This is a genomic window from Pseudomonas sp. P7548 (assembly GCF_013386585.1).
In the GTDB taxonomy this organism is placed as follows: Bacteria; Pseudomonadota; Gammaproteobacteria; order Pseudomonadales; family Pseudomonadaceae; genus Aquipseudomonas.
Genome location: NZ_JACARO010000052.1, coordinates 30,220 through 48,232 on the forward strand (window position 1 = coordinate 30,220; position 18,013 = coordinate 48,232).

The following is an 18,013-nucleotide window of genomic DNA, read 5'->3' on the forward strand; positions in this document are numbered from 1 at the left end:
CATTCAGGCGGCGTGAATATTTATGCGTGCCTGACTGTTAATTCAGATTCCAGTGACACCGTGGCAAAGTCAAGCGCTTAATTTTTCATGCATGCCTCTAGACCGCCGTTTTTATCGGGCGCAAAGCCACGGGATAGATAAGCGCGCGTGGGATTTTAGCCGTCTGTCCGAGGGGAGTTTCCGGGTTTTATTTCATTTTTCCGCCGTTCGCTCACTTGACCTGCTGCGGGATCGGCGTCTAAATAGAAATATATTGTCACTGCTGAATAAATATTCAAAACAGCCGTGAACGCTTTCACCTCGCGTGGTCAGCCTCAAAGGAGCCGCTGCATGAATGCCTTCCAGTACGACGCCCACCAGATCAAAGAACAGGCCCGTTTGATCCGGCGCCATGTGATCCGCTTGAATGCCGACTCCCCGGCAGGCGGCCACACCGGGGCGGACCTGTCGGAAACCGACATCCTCGCCACCCTGTATTTCCGCATCCTCAACACCGGCCCCGAGCGCACGGAAGACCCCGAGCGCGATATCTACATCCAGAGCAAAGGCCATGGCGTGGGCGGTTTGTACTGCTGCCTGGCGCAGGCCGGCTACATCCCCACCGACTGGTTGCCGACCTACCAGCACTTCAATTCCCATTTGCCCGGCCACCCGGTGCGGCAGAAAACCCCGGGCATCGAACTCAACACCGGCGCCCTCGGCCACGGGTTGCCGGTGGCGGTAGGGCTGGCGTTGGCGGCGAAGATGTCCGGCAGTAAAAAGCGCATCTACGTGTTGACTGGCGACGGCGAGCTCGCCGAAGGCTCCAACTGGGAAGCGGCGATGGCGGCGGCCAAGTACGGGCTGGATAACCTGTTTGTGATCGTCGACAAGAACAAGCTGCAACTGGCCGGGCTGACCGCCGAGATCATGCCGCTGGACCCGCTGGACGTGAAATGGGCGGCTTTCGGTTTCACCGTCAGCGAGTGCGATGGCAATGACGTCGGCCAGCTGATCGAGAGCCTCGAAACCATGCAAGCCCACACCGGCTCACCCCAGGTGCTGATCGCCCACACCATCAAGGGCAAGGGCGTGTCGTTTATTGAAGCGCGTCCCGAATGGCACCACCGCGTGCCCAAGGGTGATGAAATCAACGCAGCACTGGAGGAGTTGAATCATGGCAAGTGAGCACCTGGCGAGCGTCATGGTGGAGGCGTTTATCGCGGCGGTCGATGCTGGCCTGGACGTGGTGCCGGTGGTCAGCGACTCCACCTCCACGGCCAAGATCGGTCCGTTTGCCCAACGCTTCCCCGAGCGGTTGATCAACGTCGGCATTGCCGAGCAGTCCCTGGTCAGCGTGGCGGCTGGGCTGGCATTGGGTGGCAAGATCGCGGCCACCTGCAATGCCGCGCCGTTCCTGATTTCCCGCGCCAACGAACAGATCAAGGTGGACGTCTGCTACAACCAGGCCAACGTCAAGATGTTCGGCTTGAATGCCGGCGCCAGTTACGGCCCGTTGGCCAGCACCCACCACAGCCTCGACGATATTTCGGTGATGCGCGGGTTTGGCAATGTGCAGATCTTCGCCCCGGCCGATGCGCTGGAGTGCCGGCAGATCATCGATTACGCGCTGCGCTATAAAGGCCCGGTGTATGTCCGGCTTGACGGTAAAGCTTTGCCTGAGGTGCATGGCGCCGACTATCGATTCGTGCCCGGCCAAGTGGACATCCTGCGCCAGGGCGCAGACGTGAGCATCGTTGCGTTGGGCTCCGTGGTACACGAGGCGGTGGATGCGGCGGCCTTGCTGGCCGAGCAGGGCATCCAGGCGCAGGTGATCAACCTGTCGTCGATCCGCCCATTGCAGCGTGACGCCTTGCTCAGTGCACTGAGCGCCACGCGCGCGGTGATTACCGTCGAAGAACACAACATCAATGGTGGCGTCGGCAGCCTGGTCGCCGAAGTGCTGGCCGAAGCCGGGCTGGGCATTGCGCTGGTCCGCCTGGGCATCGGCGACGGTGAATACGCCGCGGCCGGCGCCCGCGAACCGACCCGCGCCTTGCATAACATCGACGCGGCTGGGATTGTGGCGGCTGCCACTCGGTTGCGGTGAACCCATGACAAACCACACTCCGCTGATCCTGGCGATAGATGAAGGCACCAGCAACGCCAAGGCAGTGCTGGTCAACGAACTCGGGCAGGTGATTGCCCGGGGTTCGCGGCCCTTGAGCATCAACCACCCCCAGCCCGGCTTTTCCGAGCAGGACCCGTTGTTGATCTGGCTGCACACCCTGGCCGCGATTGAAGAATGCCTGGCCCAGGTGGAGCGACCGATCACCGCATTGGCCATCAGCAACCAGCGCGAGTCGGTGGTGGCCTGGGACCGGCGCAGCGGCGAGCCGTTGTCGCCGTGCATCAGTTGGCAATGCCGACGCTCCACCGCGTTGTGCGCACAGTTGCATGAGCAGGGGCACGAAGCACTGGTCCTGGAAAAGACCGGGCTGGCCCTCGACCCGATGTTTTCCGCCGGCAAATTTCGCTGGATCCTTGATCACCTGGACAACGGCCACGCACGTGCGGCGGCCGGTGAAATCTGCCTGGGCACGGTCGACAGTTGGTTGTTGTGGAAGCTCAGCGGCGGTCAGGTGTTCGCCACCGATTATTCCAACGCCGCGCGCACGCAACTGTTCAACCTGCACACCGGCACCTGGGACCCGGAGCTGCTGGCCCTGTTCGCGATTCCAGCTGCGGCGTTGGCGCCGATTCGGCCGAGTGCGGGTTTCTTCGCCGAAACCGTCGCGCTGGGCGGCTTGCCTGCGGGTATCCCGGTGATGTCGATGATGGGCGACTCCCATGCGGCGCTGTACGGGCAGGGTGGTTTCGCCCCAGGGCTGGTCAAGGCCACCCTCGGCACGGGCTCGTCGTTGATGACACCGATGGGCGGGCCGATTGCGTCCACCCATGGGCTTTCCACCACCTTGGCCTGGCATGACGGCAACGCGGCGACGTTCGGCATGGAAGGCAACATCGTGCACACCGGCGCCGCCGTGCAGTGGGCCTCGCGGCTGGTGGCCGGTGAGTCGCTGGACGCGTTGACGGAACAGGCCGCGCAATTGCCGGATAACGGCGGCGTGTACTTTGTGCCGGCGCTGTCCGGGTTGGGGGCACCGCACTGGAAAGCCGACGCCCGTGGCTTGATCTGTGGCCTGAGCGAAGCCACCTCGGGCGCGCATATTTTGCGCGCCTCGCTGGAGTCCATCGGCTATCAGATTCGTGATGTGTTTGAGGCGATGCAGCAGGACATCCGCAGCCCGTTGAAAGAGCTGTGGGTCGACGGCGGTGCGACACGCAATCGCTGGTTGATGCAGTTCCTGGCCAACCTGCTGCAACGTCCGGTGGTGCGCAGCCTGTCGCCGGAGGTCTCGGCACTCGGGGCTGCACACCTGGCGGGTAGGGCGTTGGGAATTTGGGCGAGTGATGAGGCTTTGGGTGCGCTGGAGCGTCAGCGCGAGCGCTTCGAACCCCAGGATGATCCTGCGATGGCAGGGCGTTACGCCGAATGGAAAAAGGCCCTGGCCCGCACCCTTCTCTAACACCCGATGAACATCAAGCCTGTGGGAGCTGGCTTGCCTGCGATTACGGTGGGTCAGTCAACACATTCGTCAACTGAGCCACCGTATTCGCGAGCAAGCCCGCTCCCACATTTAGACCGATTTATGCCTGACCCAACTGTTTAAGCCTCGGGAAAACCGGTCTTCTGTGCCCAGCGATTCTGACAAAACCTCTCATGGCTTCCAGGTCTGCACGTCCTTGGCGTCCACGGCCTTGGGCAGCAACCCTGCCTTGAAGAACGCATCGGCAATTTTCTGCTGTTCGCCCAACTGATCGAGCGTCACCGGTTGCACCTGATAGCTGCGGTGCGCGTTGGCCGCTTCGACGGTGGCCACATCGAGGTTACCCCACAGCGGGCCAAGCACCTTGGCGGCGTCTTGCGGGTGGGTTTTCACCCATTGGCCGGCTTTTTCCAATTGTTCGTACACCACCTTCAGGACCTCAGGGTGGGCCTTGGCGTAGGGCGTGCCCGTCAGGTAATAGCGCTTGTAGCTGGCCAGGCCCGCGCCATCCGCCAGGGTGCGGGTGGGCAGTTGGCGCTGCACGCCTGTGAGGAAGGGTTCCCAGGTGACCCAGGCATCGACTTTATTGTTCTCGAACGCAGCGCGGCCATCGGCCGGTGTCAGGTAGGCCGGTTCGATATCCGAGAACGCCAGGCCGGCCTTGGCCAGCGCCGCGATCAACAGGTAGTGGGTGCCGGCGGCTTTGGTCACGGCGACTTTCTTGCCTTTGAGGTCGGCCAGTTGCTGGATCGGCGAGTCCTTGCGCACCACGATGGCCTGGGCCGACGGCGAGGGCGCTTCCTGGGCAAAGTAGGTGAGTTTGGCCTGGGCCGCCTGGGCGAAGATTGGCACGGTGTCGGCCACGTCGGCGCTGATGTCGACATTGCCGACGTTCAGTGCCTCCAGCAGCGGCAGGCCGCTGGGAAACTCGTGCCAGGACACGTCGATGTTGTCGGCCTTGAGGGCTTTTTCCAGGGTGCCCTGGGTCTTGAGCAGGGTAATCAGGGTGGACGATTTCTGGTAACCGATACGCACGGTCTCCTGGGCCTCGGCGCTGACCGCCACGGAAAAAGCCAGAAGCCCGATGACAACGGCGAGGGGACGACGAATAGACATGGCGCGCTCGATCTTCAATGGAATGCAGCCAAGCATAAAGTTCTAAAAACCAATCGATAAATACTCTTTCGATCTGAGCTTAAATCGCTTTCTCACCTTGTAGTGAGCGGGCTTGCCCCGCGCCCGCGCCGCCACAAATCCCCGCAATTTTCCCTGGAACAGATGAGGTGGGGCTTATTACGCCGCGCGGGGTAAACCCGCTCACTACAAGCGTCCGCGCTGCCACAATCCTGGCAAAGGGTCAGGAGGTCGATTTGGGCCGGCTGTTGCTGAGCACACACCACACGGCCAGGCAGATGAGGCCGCCGCCGTAGAGGTGTGCGCTGGACAGTCGTTCGCCCAGGAACAGCACACCCCACAGCACGCCAAACGGCGGGATCAGGAAGGTCACCGTCAGTGAACGAACCGCCCCGATATCGGCGATCAGGCGGAAATACAGAATGTACGCATACGCGGTGCACACAAACCCCACCACTCCCAGCGCTGCCCAGATCGTCGGGTTGCCCCAGCTGTGCGGCGGGTTGAGCACGGCTGAAACACCGAAGAACGGCAGCAGGAACAACGTCGCGCCGATCTGGCTGCCAAAGGCCACGAGCTTGGCGTCCAGCCCGCCCTTGTCGGCGATCCAGCGGCGGGTCAGGAACCCGGCAACGCCGTAGCAGCCGGTGGCGACCAGGCACGCCAACGCGCCGGTCACCACGGCGACCGAAAGGGTGACCGGGCCGGTGGTGGTCAGCAGGGTGATACCCATCAGGCCAATCACCACCCCAGCGGCTTTTTTCGGCGTCAGCGGGTCGCTGAAAAACAGCGCGCCCATCATCACGCCCATCAGCGGGGTGGTGGCGTTGAAGATCGCCGAGTAGCCCGCCGGCAGCAACGTCGCCGCCACGCCGTACATCAGGAACGGCACGCCGGAATTGATCACGCCCAACACCAGGGTGGGTTTGAGTTTGCCGTTGAAGGCGATGCGGGTGCGCAGCACGGTGACAATCACCGCCAGCCCGATGGCCCCCAGCAGCACACGGAAAAACGCCGTGGGCAACGCGCCCAACACCGGCGCCGCGATGCGCATGAACAGAAAACTCGCGCCCCAGATCGCCGCCAGTACCAGTAGCCGAACACCGTCAGAAAGCTTCATGCGTCACCTTTGTTTGTGGAATTCCAAATCGCGTAGTGCTCGGGCATGCACACTGCACAAGGCCGGTAGCCGGCGGCAATGGCGGTGGGCTCGTCGGCAAAGAACACGCGGTGTTTCACATAACCGCCGTTGGCAATTGCTCGCCGTGCGGCGCGGCAGTCCAGGCGGCCGTAGATCTGGGTGCCGCGATGCCCGGCGCAGGTGCCCGGCACAAGGCTGGCGTAAGGTTTGCCCGTTACCCCGAGCAAGGTGAACGTCTTCATCGGCCACCCTCTTGGGTATCAGGTGCATCATGGAACAGCACTTCCAATCCCACGCGTTCGCCGCCGCGCACGCGGCTGATGGCGTGCTTGAGGTTCACGCGGTAATAGCCCTGGCTGCCTCTGAACGGGCGCACCGCCGTGGCGATGATCGCCACATCACCGCGTTTAAGCGGCACCACCATCGGCCGCGATTGCAGGCGCGGGCGTTGTTCGGTCATCACCAGCTCACCTCCTTGGAAGTCCGTCCCCGGCTCGGACAGCAGTGCAACGATTTGCAAGGGAAACACATGAAAGCCGGCATTGCGTTGATGCAGGGGCACCTGGTCATGCACACGCAACCGGTACAGATGGGACTGCCCTCGGGTCTGGCCGGCGTTGCGGTTTTGCCGCAGGAACTCATCCAGCGTAGCCGGGTAACGCGCATCGATGGCCAGGGTTTCGTTCCAGCGATTGGCGACTGGGGCCAGGCGCCGGTAGAGCGCCGTGCGCCACTCGGCCAGCGGGGTGGGCAGGTCTGTCTCGAAGTAGCGCCATTGCGCAAACAGGTCCTGCGCGGTGACGCACTGGGCCAGGGCGTCGACGACCGCTGCGCGCAACAACCCGGGCAGCACGGCGTAGCCTTCGCTATCGAGTTGGCGGTGGAGGTCGGCCCAGTCCAGCTGATCAAGTGCGGCGTCGAATTCAAGCAAGTTCATGTTCACCTCGCATCATGAAAAATCAGGCCGACGGCATGGCGCTGACCGCTGCGGATGCGGCTCACACCGTGGCGCATGGCGACCTTGCGCAGACCGCGCGGGCCCATGGCCGGGCGTTGATTGACGGTAAATACCAGCCCATCGCCCTGGCGCAGCGGGATGACTTCGGCGCGCTGGCCCTGGGATGAACGCTCGGTCATGACGAACTCGCCGCCGACGAAATCCCGTCCGGGTTCCGATAGCAGGATCGCCACCTGGAGCGGGAAAACGTGCTCGCCGTAGAGGTCCTGATGCAGGCAGTTGTAGTCACCTGCGCCATATTTGAGGATCAGCGGAGTAGGGCGGGCCTGGCCTGTGGCATGGCATTGACGCAGGAACTCGTTCAGCTCACTTGGGTACTGCACGTCGAGGCCGAGCTGGAGGTTCCAGGCATTGGCAATCGGGGCAAGGCCTGTGTAGAGCGCGTGCCGCAGTTGATCGAGCAACGGCGGCAAGGGGTAGGCAAAGTATTTGTACTCGCCGCGCCCGAACCCATGTCGAGCCATCACCACCCGCGAGCGATAGCCGGTTTCCTGCGCATAGCGCGCGGCGAGCGCCTCGCACTGTTGGGCTGTCAGCAGCGCGGGCAGCACCGCGTTTCCGTGGGCCTCGAGCTCACGGGCGATGCGGTTCCAGTCGTGCGTGGGGGCGTTGTTTCTGGGGGTGTGCATGGCCTTGACGCTCATCGGTGGGCAGATGAGCGGAGTCTAGGGGGCACTTGCCGGCTTGGAACTCTGCGGCTTGCGGTCGAATTGTTTAACGGCGCAACTGCGCTTCACCTTCGATGCACGCCACCAGAAACTCCATCACCACTTTCACCAGGGGCGAGCGGCGCATGTCCGGGTACACGGTGAGCCAGATGTCGCGGATGGGACCGTCGGTGGCGGTGGGCAAGCGTGTCAGCAGTGGGTCGTGGTCGCCCACCAGGGTCGGCAGCACTACCGCGCCTACTTGGGCGCGGGCCGCCATTTGCTGGGTGACCAGTTCGCTGGCGGCAAACACGATGGGGCGCACGCCGCGCAGTTGGTGCATCCAGGCCTGTTGGGGCAGGTGGTCGCGGCTGCTGTCGTAGGCGATGAACGCCCACTGAACGGGAGGCTGTTGCGCTAATTCGGCAGCGCCATACAACCCGAAGCGCACCACGCCGACCTTGCGCCGGACCAGCGCGTCTTCGTCGGGACGCACGGTGCGCAAGGCGATATCCGCTTCGCCTTTGTCCAGCGCAGCCAGTTGGGTGGAGGGCATCAGCACCAGATTCAGCTGTGGGTACTGCGCACGCAATCGCGCGACATGAGGTGCGATGCAGTGGTTGGCGATGGACGGCGGGCAACTGACCCGCACCGTGCCGGCCATCTCGATGGAAGCGACCCGCGACAGGCGCATCACGTCGGTCGCCATCGCGTCCATGCCCGCCGCCAGTTCGGCCAACGCCCGGCCCTGGGCGGTGAGCGGGCGGCTACGGGGCAGGCGGTCCACCAGTTTTACGCCCAGGGCTTTTTCCAGTGCATCGACCCGGCGCCCCACGGTGGCGTGTTCCACCTGCAACTCACGGGCAGCCGCCGACAGCGACTGGGTGCGCGCCAAGACGGTGAAGTAATACAGGTCTTGCCAGTCGAACATCGGGGTATTTCCGCACAGAGGCTGGGAGAGATTGGGGAATTTTCCTACTGAGAGGCCCCTTTTACCATGGCCGCTTCCCAGAGCAAACGGAGTTGTTGCCCGATGAAAGCCATCACCCTGCAAGCCTATGGCGGCCCTGAAGTCGCCCAGTTGCGCCACGATGTTCCCAAACCCGAGGTCACCCCGGGGCATGTGCTGATCAAAGTTGCCTGCGCCGGGATCAACTTCATGGACATTCACACGCGCCAAGGCAAATACGCCCAGTCGGTGACTTACCCGGTGCGCCTGCCATGCACTTTGGGCATGGAAGGCGCCGGCGTGGTGGTGGAAGTGGGCCCTGGTGTGAGCCACTTGGCCGTAGGCGACCGTGTGGCGTGGTGCATTGCCTGGGGCGCGTATGCCGAATACGCCAACATCCCGGCCGACAACGTGGCGCAGATTCCCAGCGAAATCACGTTCGATCAGGCGGCTGCCGCGATGTTCCAGGGCTGCACGGCTCACTACCTGATTGATGACGTGGCGCGTTTGCAGGCCGGCGACACCTGCCTGATTCATGCCGCGTCCGGCAGCATCGGGCAATTGCTCGTGCAAATGGCCAACCGTTTGGGTGCGACTGTGTTCACCACTGGCAGCACCGCCGAGAAATGTGCGATAGCGCTTCAACGCGGCGCCCACCAGGCCTGGACCTATGACGGCTTTGCCGACCGGGCATTGGCCGCCACAGCGGGCCGAGGCGTGGACGTGGTGTTCGACTCCGTGGGCAAAACCACCCTGCGCGACAGTTTCCGCGCCTGCCGGCCCCGCGGGTTGATCGTCAATTACGGCAATGTCTCGGGCTCGCTGACCGACCTGGACCCGATTGAACTGGGTGAAGCGGGTTCCTTGTTCCTGACCCGCCCACGGCTGGCCGACCACATGGCTGACGGCGCCACCGTGCAACGGCGTGCCAACGCGGTATTTGCGGCGATGCTGGAAGGTTCGCTCACCGTAGACATCGAAGGGCATTACAGCCTGGAAACGGTGCAGCAGGTGCACGCACGGATCGAGGCGCGGCAACAGATCGGCAAGGCGGTGTTGTGGGTTGACCGTGACCTGCACTAATCACAGGCGAAAAAAAAACCGGCTGATCAGGCCGGTTTGGGGCACCTCGCCAACCGCGAGGGTTATGCGTTGTTGCTGTGCAGACGATCAGAACCACCTTCGGCCAGGCCACGTTCTTGCAGACGATCCGCACCGCCTTCGGCCAGACCACGTTCTTGCAGACGGTCAGCACCGCCTTCGGCCAGACCACGTTCCTGCAGGCGATCAGCACCGCCTTCGGCCAGGCCACGTTCTTGCAGACGATCCGCACCACCTTCGGCCAGACCACGTTCCTGCAGGCGATCCGCACCACCTTCAGCCAGGCCACGTTCCTGCAGACGGTCAGCACCGCCTTCAGCGACACGACGTTCCAGCAAGCGATCAGAACCGCCTTCGGCAACGCGGTTACCTTGCAGGCGGTCGGCACCACCCTCGGCAACGCGGCTGTCCATCAGGCGATCTGCGCCGCCTTCAGCGACAACAGGGTGAGCAAAAGCGTTGGCGGCGAGTACCGAGAAAGCGAGGCTAAGCAGGATTTGGCGTTTCATGGTTGTGTGCTCCGAGTGTTTAAGTAGGTTGCTGCTGGGTATGGATTTAATGGTACGCGTTGGATTTTTTAAGAGAACTTCATTGCGCTGATGGTGACTATCGACGCCAGCGATGGCCCGTTTCAGGGGCCCATCGTGGTGCACGTCATGGCATCTGCGGCAGTTCTTGCGGGCGCAGGTCAAACACCAGCACCTCGGCATCCGCGCCACCACTGAGGCGGATCTGGCGCTCATCCCGCACCCGGGCACCGTCACCTTCCTGCAAGCGCTGGCCGTTGACCTCGACACTGCCCCGGGCCACATGGATGTACACGTGGCGGTCTGGCGCCAGGTCCAGGCTCGCGGTTTCGCTGCCGTTGAACAGCCCGGCATACACCCGCGCATCCTGGCGAACATGCAGCGACCCTTCGGCGCCGTCCGGCGAGATGATCAACTGCAAGCGCCCGCGTTTCTGCGCTTCGCTGAAGTGCTCCTGTTGGTAGCGCGGCTCGGCGCCGGCCACGTTCGGCACGATCCAGATCTGCAGGAAGTGCACGCCACGGGTCTGGCTGTGGTTGAACTCGCTGTGGGCCACGCCGCTGCCGGCGCTCATCAGTTGCACATCGCCCGGGCGGATCACCGAGCCGGTGCCCAGGGTGTCCTTGTGTTCCAGGGCGCCTTCGAGCACGTAGGAGAAAATCTCCATGTCGCGGTGCGGGTGCTGGCCGAAGCCTTTGCCGGCCGCCACGCGGTCATCGTTGATCACCAGCAGGTCGGAAAAACCCTGCTCGCTGGGGTTCCAGTAGTTGGCGAACGAGAAGGTGTGGAACGACTTCAACCAGCCGTGATTGGCGGCGCCGCGTTCGGAAGCTTTGCGAAGGGTCAGCATGGTCTTGTCCTCAAGTGAGCGGGGTCTGCGAAGTGCAGGTCGCTTGCGTTGAGAAGAAGGTTAATGGTTACCAATAAATTCATTAAGAAGCTGAAATCTGAATAACTGTCTCTTTAAAGTTGACAGTAAAAGGCATGCCATAATGTCTGCCGCTTCCCTTATCGACGGACCTTGCTCTCTATGAAAACCGTGGCCATGGCGCTTTTTCCTGACTTCCTCCTGCTCGACATGGCCGGCCCGCTCGAAGTGTTTTCCATTGCCAACCGCTACCTGCCGCAAGCCGAGCACTACCAGATCCTCACCCTCGGCATCGAGCCTGGGCCGTTGCGTGCCTCCAACGGTGTGAGCGTGCAGCCCGACCTGCTGCTTGAGCAGGCGGCTGATGACTATGACCTGCTGCTGATCCCCGGTGGTCCCGGCGCCTATAACGAATGCCACCCGGCGTTGCTGCCGTGGCTAAAAGCCGCTGCACCCCGGGCGCGGCGCTTCGGTTCGATCTGCACCGGCGCCTTTGTGCTGGGGCACGCCGGCCTGCTCGATGGCCACCGCGTGACCACCCACTGGCACTACACCGAGCGCCTGATCAAGGCGTTTCCCAAGGCGATTGTCGAGACCGATCGCATCTACCTGCAGGACGGTCGGCTGATCACGTCGGGCGGCGTCACGGCCGGTATCGACCTGGCACTGTCCGTCGTCGCCCAGGACCACGGCAAGGCGGTGGCGGTGGAGGTGGCCAAAGTGCTGCTGGTGGTGATGAAGCGCCAAGGTGGCCAGGCCCAGTTCAGCCCGATGACCGCCGCCGTGGCGCCCCATGAAAGCGCGATCACCCGGGTGCAGAACCAGGTGCTGGCGCAGTTGGACCAGCCGTTCACCATTGAATCAATGGCCGCACTCGCCGGCATGAGCCCACGCCACTTTGCGCGGCTGTTTGCCAAGGAAGTCCAGATGACGCCCATGGCCTTCCTGCAAGGCGCGCGCATCGACCGCGCCCGGCATTTGCTCGAAACCACCGACCTGCCGCTCAAGACCGTGGCGTTCCACGCAGGCTTTGGCAGCGTGCGCTACATGCGCTTTTTATTCAGTGACAAGCTCGGCCTGAACCCGACCCAGTACCGACAACAGTTCAGTTAACCGCCGGATGTCCGTCTGGCGCACCCGAATGTCCGTGTCGCTCCCCCTGCCAGCATTGTCCTGTCACGGCAGGCTGGCAAGATAGCGCAAGGCCCACGGAAAAGGATGCGCAGCCGCCCAAGAACGGGCGTTCCAGCGCTTTTACACCCGATGAACAACCCCCACGCGGTGAGCTTCGGCCCCTACACGTTTCATCCTCAGCAACGCTTGGTCAGCAAGGCCGGCTGGCCGGTGCCGTTGGGTGGGCGCGCGCTGGATATCCTCGCGGTGCTGCTGGAGGCGCCGGGGCAATTCATCAGCAAGGAGGCGCTGATTGCCCGCGTGTGGCCGAGCAGTGTGGTGGAAGAGAACAACCTGCGTGTGCACATCGCCGCTTTGCGCCGCGCCTTGCCGGGGCAGCCTTACATTCTCAACGAGCCTCAACGGGGCTACTGCTTCGTGGCAACGCAACAGGCTGCGCTGCCAACGGCGATGCCCCGGCATAACCTGATGGCCCGGCTCAGCCCGGTGATCGGCCGTGACGAGTTAGTGGGGCGGTTGGCACGGCGAATGTCGGGGCAACGCTTGATGACCCTCACCGGTTGCGCCGGCGTGGGCAAGAGCACCCTGGCAGTGGCCCTGGCTGAACGGGTGTTGCCACGTTACCGCGACGGCGTGTGGTGGGTGGACCTGGCGACGGTTACCGCGCCGACTCAAATGTTGCGCCATCTCGCCAGTGCCCTGCACCTGCAGCCCTGTGGCAACGCCGCAGCATTGGCCAGCCAATTGGCTGCGCGCCAATTGTTGCTGGTGCTCGACGGGGCGGATGTGTTGCTCGGTGCCTGCCGTCATCTGGTGCGCACGCTGCACGAGAAAGCCCCCCAGGTCAGCGTGGTGTTGAGCAGCCGCGAAGCCTTGCAGGTGCCGGGCGAATGGGTGCAACCCGTGCCGCGCCTGGCAGTGCCGGTACCCTCGGCGTGGGCCAGTGTCGAGCAGGCCATGGAATACCCAGCGGTGCAGGTGTTCGTTGCACGCGTACGCGCCGCGCAGCAAGGCTTTGCCCTGCGACCCCAGGAACTGGCCCCGCTGCGCGATATCTGCCGGCGCCTCGACGGCATCCCGTTGGCCCTCGAATTGGCGGCCGCCCAGGTGAATGCTCTGGGGGTGCACGGCGTACACGCACAATTGCAGCAAGGTTTGCAGGTGCTGACCCGTGGCCGGCGCACGGCGGTTGAGCGGCACCAGTCCTTCACGGCGGCCCTGGATTGGAGCTACGAGCGCTTGAGCCTGCCGGAGCGCTGGCTGTTCCTGCAGATGGCGCTGTTCAAGATGGCCGTGACGTTGCCGGCCTTGAGTCGACTGGTCGCCGGCACCGAGCTGGAGCACGCCGACCTGTCGTACTTGCTGGAGCGCCTGGCGGGCACCTCATTGCTGACCGTGGAGCCCGGCCCTGGGCCTACGCGCTACCGCCTGCTCAACAGTGTGCGCAGCTACGCCCTGGCGCAGTTGCGCAACCCCGAGCAAGTGGCACGCCTGCAACAAGGCTATGGGCATTACCTGGGACCGTTTTCAGGCCGGCCGTTTGTCTTGCAGCTCGTCGAGCAGGCGGCGTGCGCGGGTTAGGTCATGGGTGGCAAACCCTTCGGTGAATTGCCCATAGACCGAACCCACCAGTTCGCGGGCGACACGCAAACGGCCTTGGTCTTTCCACAACCGCGCCAGCGACGTGGCACTGCGTAATTCCCACGCCAGCGCGCCTTGCTGATGGGCCAGGCCCATGGCCTCCAGCAGCAACGCTTCGGCCCCACGGGCGTCCGTCATGCCTTCGGCCCTGACCCGCAGAATCTCCGGGGTACACCAACCGGCTGCACCGTTTCGGGCGCGCTCAAACGCGCTGTCACTGACCTCGCTGGCCTGGAAGGTCAGCAGGAGGTCTTCGACCAATCCCAGGCCTTGCAGCGATGCTTGTTGCGTCGTGCCCGCGTAGTGCTGGGCCCAGGTGTGGAACAGCTGCACCGAGTGTTTTTGGGATTGCTGCAACAACAGCTGCAGTAGTGAGTCTGCCGCCGAGGTGTCGCCGTTGTAGCGTGCAATCACCACACCGGCCAGCGCCAGGGTGTAGCAGATCGACGTACCGTGGTTGATCTGCAAGGCCAGATCCAGGGCCTGGCTGGCCGTGCGCCAGGCGCGTTCCGGAAAACCGCGCAGCCACAAGGTGCGCGCGAGGATGGTCAAGGACGCCACGCTCTGGTCGTACTGCACGCCGAAGCCATGGGTAAACCGGTTGAGATGGCCGCTGTGGGCCATGCGCTGGATCACCTGCTCGGCGTTGTGCAGGGCCAGCGCCTGGTTGCCGGCGAAGTGTTGCGCCAGTACGCGCAGGCGCTGGGCGCTGAGGGCCAGCAGCGGTTCGGTCTGCGGGCCGAGCTGGTCAAAGTGCAGGCTTTGCGCCAACGCTTCACGGTAGTTGCCGCAGCACAGGTTGACCGCCATATGCCCCGACACCGCCCGCAACTGGCCGGCCAGGTCCTTGCCGCCTTCGGCCAGGCGCCGTGCGCAGGCAAAGGCTTCAATGGTCTGCGGTGTGCCGCCCTGGGTGTGATAGGAAAAACTGCCCAGGGCCAGTTGCAGCATCATGTGCAGGCGCTGGCTCGGCGCGCTCGACTGCTTGAGCCGTGCCAGGGCCTTGCCCACGTACAGGCCGTGTTCACGCAGTAACGAAAGCTCTTGCCACAGCGGCATGGCGCCGACGGTCAGGCGAATGCCCAGCAGGTGCACACCCTTGTCGCCCAAGCCCCAATCGAGGGCGGCACGGATGTCTTCACGCAAGGGCGCGTAGCGGTCGATCCAGGCCTGGGTGGCAATCAGCTCCCAGTCGTCCTGCGCCTGGTTCATCAACGCCAGGCAGCGTTCTGCATGGCGTTCACGGGTGGTCTGGAGTTCATCGGCCACGCTGAGTTGTTCCAGGGCGTAGGTGCGGGTGATGTCCAGCAAGCGATAGACCATCTCGTCATCGCCGGCTTCCACGTTGAGCAGGGATTTGGCGACCAATTGGGTGATCGACCCCAGCACCTCGCTGGGTGCGATCTGTTCCCCGGCGATCACCGCAGCGGCGCTGGCCAGGCTGAAGCCGCCGCGAAACACCGCCAGGCGCCGCAGGCAGATCTGCTCGCACGGGGTGAGCAGGTCAAAGCTCCAGTCCAGCGTCGCGCGCAGGGTTTGCTGACGGGGCAGGGCGCTGCGCCGGCCACGGGTGAGCAGGCGGAAGTTGTCTTCCATCTGTACCAGCAGCCCCGGCAGGCCAAAGCGTTCGATTTGGGCGGCCACCAACTCAATGGCCAGGGGAATGCCGTCCAGCTTCTGGCAAATATCAATCGCCAACGGCAGCTCGGCTTCGCTCAGTTCAAAGCTGTCCTGGTGAGACATGGCTCGTTCGATCAGCAATTGCAAGGCCGGGTAGCCCAGCGCCTGGGCGCGGTTGCCGCTGGCGGGCGGGCAGGCGAGGGGTTCCAGGCGTTGCACGCATTCGCCTTCGGCCCGCAAGGCCTCGCGGCTGGTGGTGAGGATGTGCAGGTGAGGGGCGTGACGCAGCAGGGTTTCGCTGATCAGCGCGATGTCATCGAGCAGGTGTTCGCAGTTGTCGATCACCAGCAGCATCTGGCGTTCGTGCAATTGATGGGCAAAGGCGGCGAGGGGCTCATGCTCGGCGCAGGTCAGGTCGAGCAGGGCGGCGAGGTTGGGCAGGATCATCGGCGGCGCGCTGAGCGGCGCCAGGTCCAGCAGGCGGATACCATCGCGGTAATGCCCGATCAGCAGTTCCGCCACGCGCAACGCGACGGTGGTCTTGCCGATGCCCCCGGGGCCGGTCAGGGTGATGAAGCGTTGCTGGGGCAGTTGCTGCACCAGCGTGTCGATCAGCGCCTGGCGGCCGATCATGCGGGTGTGGCGCAGAGGCAGGTTGTGGCACGGGCGCTGGGGGTCGCCGTCGGTGGGCAGTGTCATCGGTTCGATGCTCAGTGGCGCGACAAAACTGTAGCCACGCTGCGCCACCGTGACGATGTAGCGCTGCCCGGCCTGGCCGTCGCCCAGCGCCTTGCGCAGCGCCGCCATGTGCACGCGCAGGTTGCCGTCCTCCACCACGCTTTTGGGCCAGACCCGGGCGATCAGTTCCTGCTTGCTCACCACGTTGCCCGCCTGCTCCAGCAGGATCAGCAGAATGTCCACCGCACGCCGCCCAAGGCGCAATGGGCGACCGGCCTCCAGCACCAGGCGTTGGTGCGGGTGGACGCGGTAGGGGCCGAAATGCACGGCCTGGTCGCGGGGGGCACTCATGGGTGGCCGTGCTCTGGGAAAAGGGTCTGGGCAGCATAGGCCACGCGGGTGCAGACCACTAGGCCGCGATCACTTGGGGCTTATGGCGCAATTGGTGGTTTCGCCAGGTCATCGGGTTGACGCCTTCACTGCGGGTGAACATGTGGCAGAAGTGCGCCTGGTCGCAGAACCCGCACTCCAGGCTGATTTGCGTCAGGCTCAGGGCGGAACCGGTGATCAGCTCCTTGGCCCGTTGGATGCGCTGTTGGCGTATCCATTCCTGGGGCGACAGCCCGGTGGTGCACTTGAAAGCACGAGAAAAATGGCTGCGCGACAGCGCACAGGCCTGGGCCAGGTCAGCAATCGCCAGGCTTTCACCGAGGTTGGCGAGGATCAGTTGTTTGGCAATCCGCTCGCGCCGAGGGCAGAGGCCGCCGGTAGCGGATAAGCGGGGAGCACAGTGCTCAAGTCGGGCCATGACAAATATCCGCAGTCGATGGGAGCGTTCCCGGTGAATGGAGGCAGTGTAGACCGGCTCATTCTTGGCGCCGGACCGTCTGGCTGACGAGTTAATCGTTGTTAATTTCGCCAGGTCCAGGGCCGGAAAAGACAGCACAGGCGTGCAATCGCGGCGCCGACGGGCGTGCTTATCTGGCGGCTTGCCAACCGTTTGGATACACGCCATGAACCGTAACGACCTGCGCCGCGTCGACATGAACCTGCTGGTGATTTTCGAAGCGCTGATGTTCGAAAAGAACCTGACCCGTGTGGCCGAAAAGCTGTTCATGGGCCAACCCGCCGTGAGTGCGGCGCTGGGGCGTTTGCGGGACTTGTTCGACGACCCGTTGTTGCTGCGCAACGGGCGGGGCATGGAGCCCACGCCACGTGCCGTGGCGATACTCAAGGAGTTGCAACCGGCCATGGACACTATTTCGGGCGCGGTCAGCCGCGCCAAGGATTTCGACCCTTCTACCAGCTGTGCGGTGTTTCGCATTGGCCTGTCCGATGACGCCGAATTCGGTCTGTTCCCGCCCTTGCTCAGCCAACTGCGCGAAGAGGCACCGGGGATCATCGTGGTGGTGCGTCGGGCCAATTACCTGTTGATGTCGTCGTTGTTGGCCAGTGGCGAGATTTCGGTGGGGGTGAGCTACACCACCGAACTGCCGGCGAATGCCAAGCGCAAGAAACTGCGGGATATACCGTGCAAGGTGTTGCGCGGAGATGATGGCGTGCAGCCGCTGACGTTGGACGACTACTGTTCGCGGCCCCATGCGATGGTGTCGTTTTCGGGGGACCTGAGCGGCAATATCGACCTGGACCTGGCGCGCATTGGCCGGTCGCGGCGGGTGGTGCTGGCGGTGCCGCAGTTCAGTGGGTTAAGGGCGTTGCTGGCGGGGACGCAGATTATTGCGACGGTGCCGGATTACGCGGCGTGTGCGTTGACTGAGGGGACGACGTTGCGGGCGGAGGATCCGCCGTTTGCGATTGATGCGGCGGAGTTGTCGATGGTGTGGAGTGGGGTGCATGACAACGACCCGGCGGAGCGGTGGTTGCGGGGGAGGATTGGGGAGCATATGGCTCGGGTGGTTTGATTGGGGGGCATATCCGTTGCTGCGGTAACGGCTGCTATTGGTT

At 63.7% G+C, this 18,013-nt stretch carries 17 protein-coding genes; 7 read left to right on the top strand and 10 right to left on the bottom strand.

Annotation, left to right across the window (positions count from 1 at the left end):
• The first annotated feature begins 330 nt into the window (after positions 1–330).
• From HX803_RS21315 to HX803_RS21325, 3 genes are read left to right on the top strand one after another with little or no spacing between them, the layout of a single operon-like run.
• Positions 331–1,167, top strand: coding sequence for a transketolase (locus HX803_RS21315; protein WP_178923278.1), 837 nt, complete (start codon positions 331–333; stop codon positions 1,165–1,167).
• Complete coding sequence (locus tag HX803_RS21320; protein WP_178923280.1) at positions 1,157–2,089, top strand: transketolase family protein; 933 nt, start codon at positions 1,157–1,159, stop codon at positions 2,087–2,089. The genes HX803_RS21315 and HX803_RS21320 overlap by 11 nt, the downstream gene beginning before the upstream one ends.
• Positions 2,090–2,093: 4 nt before the next feature.
• Positions 2,094–3,569, top strand: a complete 1,476-nt coding sequence (locus tag HX803_RS21325; RefSeq protein WP_178923282.1) for an FGGY family carbohydrate kinase — start codon at positions 2,094–2,096, stop codon at positions 3,567–3,569.
• A 192-nt stretch (positions 3,570–3,761) separates the two neighbouring features.
• Here the strand turns inward: HX803_RS21325 and HX803_RS21330 are convergent, their stop codons facing one another.
• The 6 genes from HX803_RS21330 to HX803_RS21355 all read right to left on the bottom strand — a co-directional run bounded on the left by HX803_RS21330 (position 3,762) and on the right by HX803_RS21355 (position 8,461).
• Positions 3,762–4,706, bottom strand: coding sequence for an aliphatic sulfonate ABC transporter substrate-binding protein (locus HX803_RS21330; protein ID WP_176999011.1), 945 nt, complete (start codon positions 4,704–4,706; stop codon positions 3,762–3,764).
• A 241-nt stretch (positions 4,707–4,947) separates the two neighbouring features.
• Positions 4,948–5,844, bottom strand: coding sequence for a DMT family transporter (locus HX803_RS21335; RefSeq protein ID WP_178923284.1), 897 nt, complete (start codon positions 5,842–5,844; stop codon positions 4,948–4,950).
• Entirely contained in the window at positions 5,841–6,107 is a 267-nt protein-coding gene (locus HX803_RS21340) for an Ada metal-binding domain-containing protein (protein ID WP_178923286.1), read from the bottom strand. Before HX803_RS21340 ends, HX803_RS21335 begins: the two co-directional genes overlap by 4 nt.
• Positions 6,104–6,802 carry a 2OG-Fe(II) oxygenase gene (locus HX803_RS21345; RefSeq protein ID WP_178923288.1) on the bottom strand — a complete coding sequence of 233 codons (699 nt, stop codon included), beginning with the start codon at positions 6,800–6,802 and terminating at the stop codon, positions 6,104–6,106. Before HX803_RS21345 ends, HX803_RS21340 begins: the two co-directional genes overlap by 4 nt.
• 2 nt (positions 6,803–6,804) lie before the next feature.
• Positions 6,805–7,512, bottom strand: coding sequence for a 2OG-Fe(II) oxygenase (locus HX803_RS21350; RefSeq protein ID WP_178923289.1), 708 nt, complete (start codon positions 7,510–7,512; stop codon positions 6,805–6,807).
• A gap of 85 nt (positions 7,513–7,597) precedes the next feature.
• A complete protein-coding gene (locus HX803_RS21355) occupies positions 7,598–8,461 on the bottom strand; it encodes a LysR family transcriptional regulator (protein WP_178923290.1) in 864 nt (287 codons plus the stop codon).
• 102 nt (positions 8,462–8,563) lie between these two features.
• Here HX803_RS21355 and HX803_RS21360 point away from each other — a divergent pair, with 102 nt between their 5' ends.
• Positions 8,564–9,562, top strand: coding sequence for a quinone oxidoreductase (locus HX803_RS21360; protein WP_178923291.1), 999 nt, complete (start codon positions 8,564–8,566; stop codon positions 9,560–9,562).
• Between the two features lie 62 nt (positions 9,563–9,624).
• On the opposite strand, the gene HX803_RS21365 is transcribed toward HX803_RS21360, so the two are convergent.
• Positions 9,625–10,089, bottom strand: a complete 465-nt coding sequence (locus HX803_RS21365; RefSeq protein WP_178923292.1) for a hypothetical protein — start codon at positions 10,087–10,089, stop codon at positions 9,625–9,627.
• A 145-nt stretch (positions 10,090–10,234) separates the two neighbouring features.
• Complete coding sequence (locus tag HX803_RS21370; RefSeq protein ID WP_178923293.1) at positions 10,235–10,957, bottom strand: pirin family protein; 723 nt, start codon at positions 10,955–10,957, stop codon at positions 10,235–10,237.
• 180 nt (positions 10,958–11,137) lie between these two features.
• On the opposite strand from HX803_RS21370, the gene HX803_RS21375 reads away from it, so the two are divergent.
• Both HX803_RS21375 and HX803_RS21380 read left to right on the top strand, forming a co-directional pair.
• The gene (locus HX803_RS21375; protein ID WP_178923294.1) at positions 11,138–12,088 is read left to right on the top strand and encodes a GlxA family transcriptional regulator; all 951 of its coding nucleotides are present in this window, start codon (positions 11,138–11,140) and stop codon (positions 12,086–12,088) included.
• Between the two features lie 150 nt (positions 12,089–12,238).
• Positions 12,239–13,690 (top strand): winged helix-turn-helix domain-containing protein, encoded by a 1,452-nt coding sequence (locus HX803_RS21380; RefSeq protein WP_178923295.1) that lies wholly within the window; start codon positions 12,239–12,241, stop codon positions 13,688–13,690.
• On the opposite strand, the gene HX803_RS21385 is transcribed toward HX803_RS21380, so the two are convergent.
• The gene (locus HX803_RS21385) at positions 13,637–16,399 is read right to left on the bottom strand and encodes a winged helix-turn-helix domain-containing protein (RefSeq protein ID WP_178923296.1); all 2,763 of its coding nucleotides are present in this window, start codon (positions 16,397–16,399) and stop codon (positions 13,637–13,639) included. The genes HX803_RS21380 and HX803_RS21385 overlap by 54 nt on opposite strands.
• Before the next feature lie 58 nt (positions 16,400–16,457).
• On the bottom strand, positions 16,458–16,856 hold the full coding sequence (locus HX803_RS21390; protein ID WP_176999023.1) for a helix-turn-helix domain-containing protein: 399 nt from the start codon (positions 16,854–16,856) through the stop codon (positions 16,458–16,460).
• Positions 16,857–17,061: 205 nt separating this feature from the next.
• Between HX803_RS21390 and HX803_RS21395 the strand changes: the two genes are divergently transcribed.
• Positions 17,062–17,970 (top strand): LysR family transcriptional regulator, encoded by a 909-nt coding sequence (locus tag HX803_RS21395; protein WP_176999024.1) that lies wholly within the window; start codon positions 17,062–17,064, stop codon positions 17,968–17,970.
• Positions 17,971–18,013: the final 43 nt, after the last annotated feature.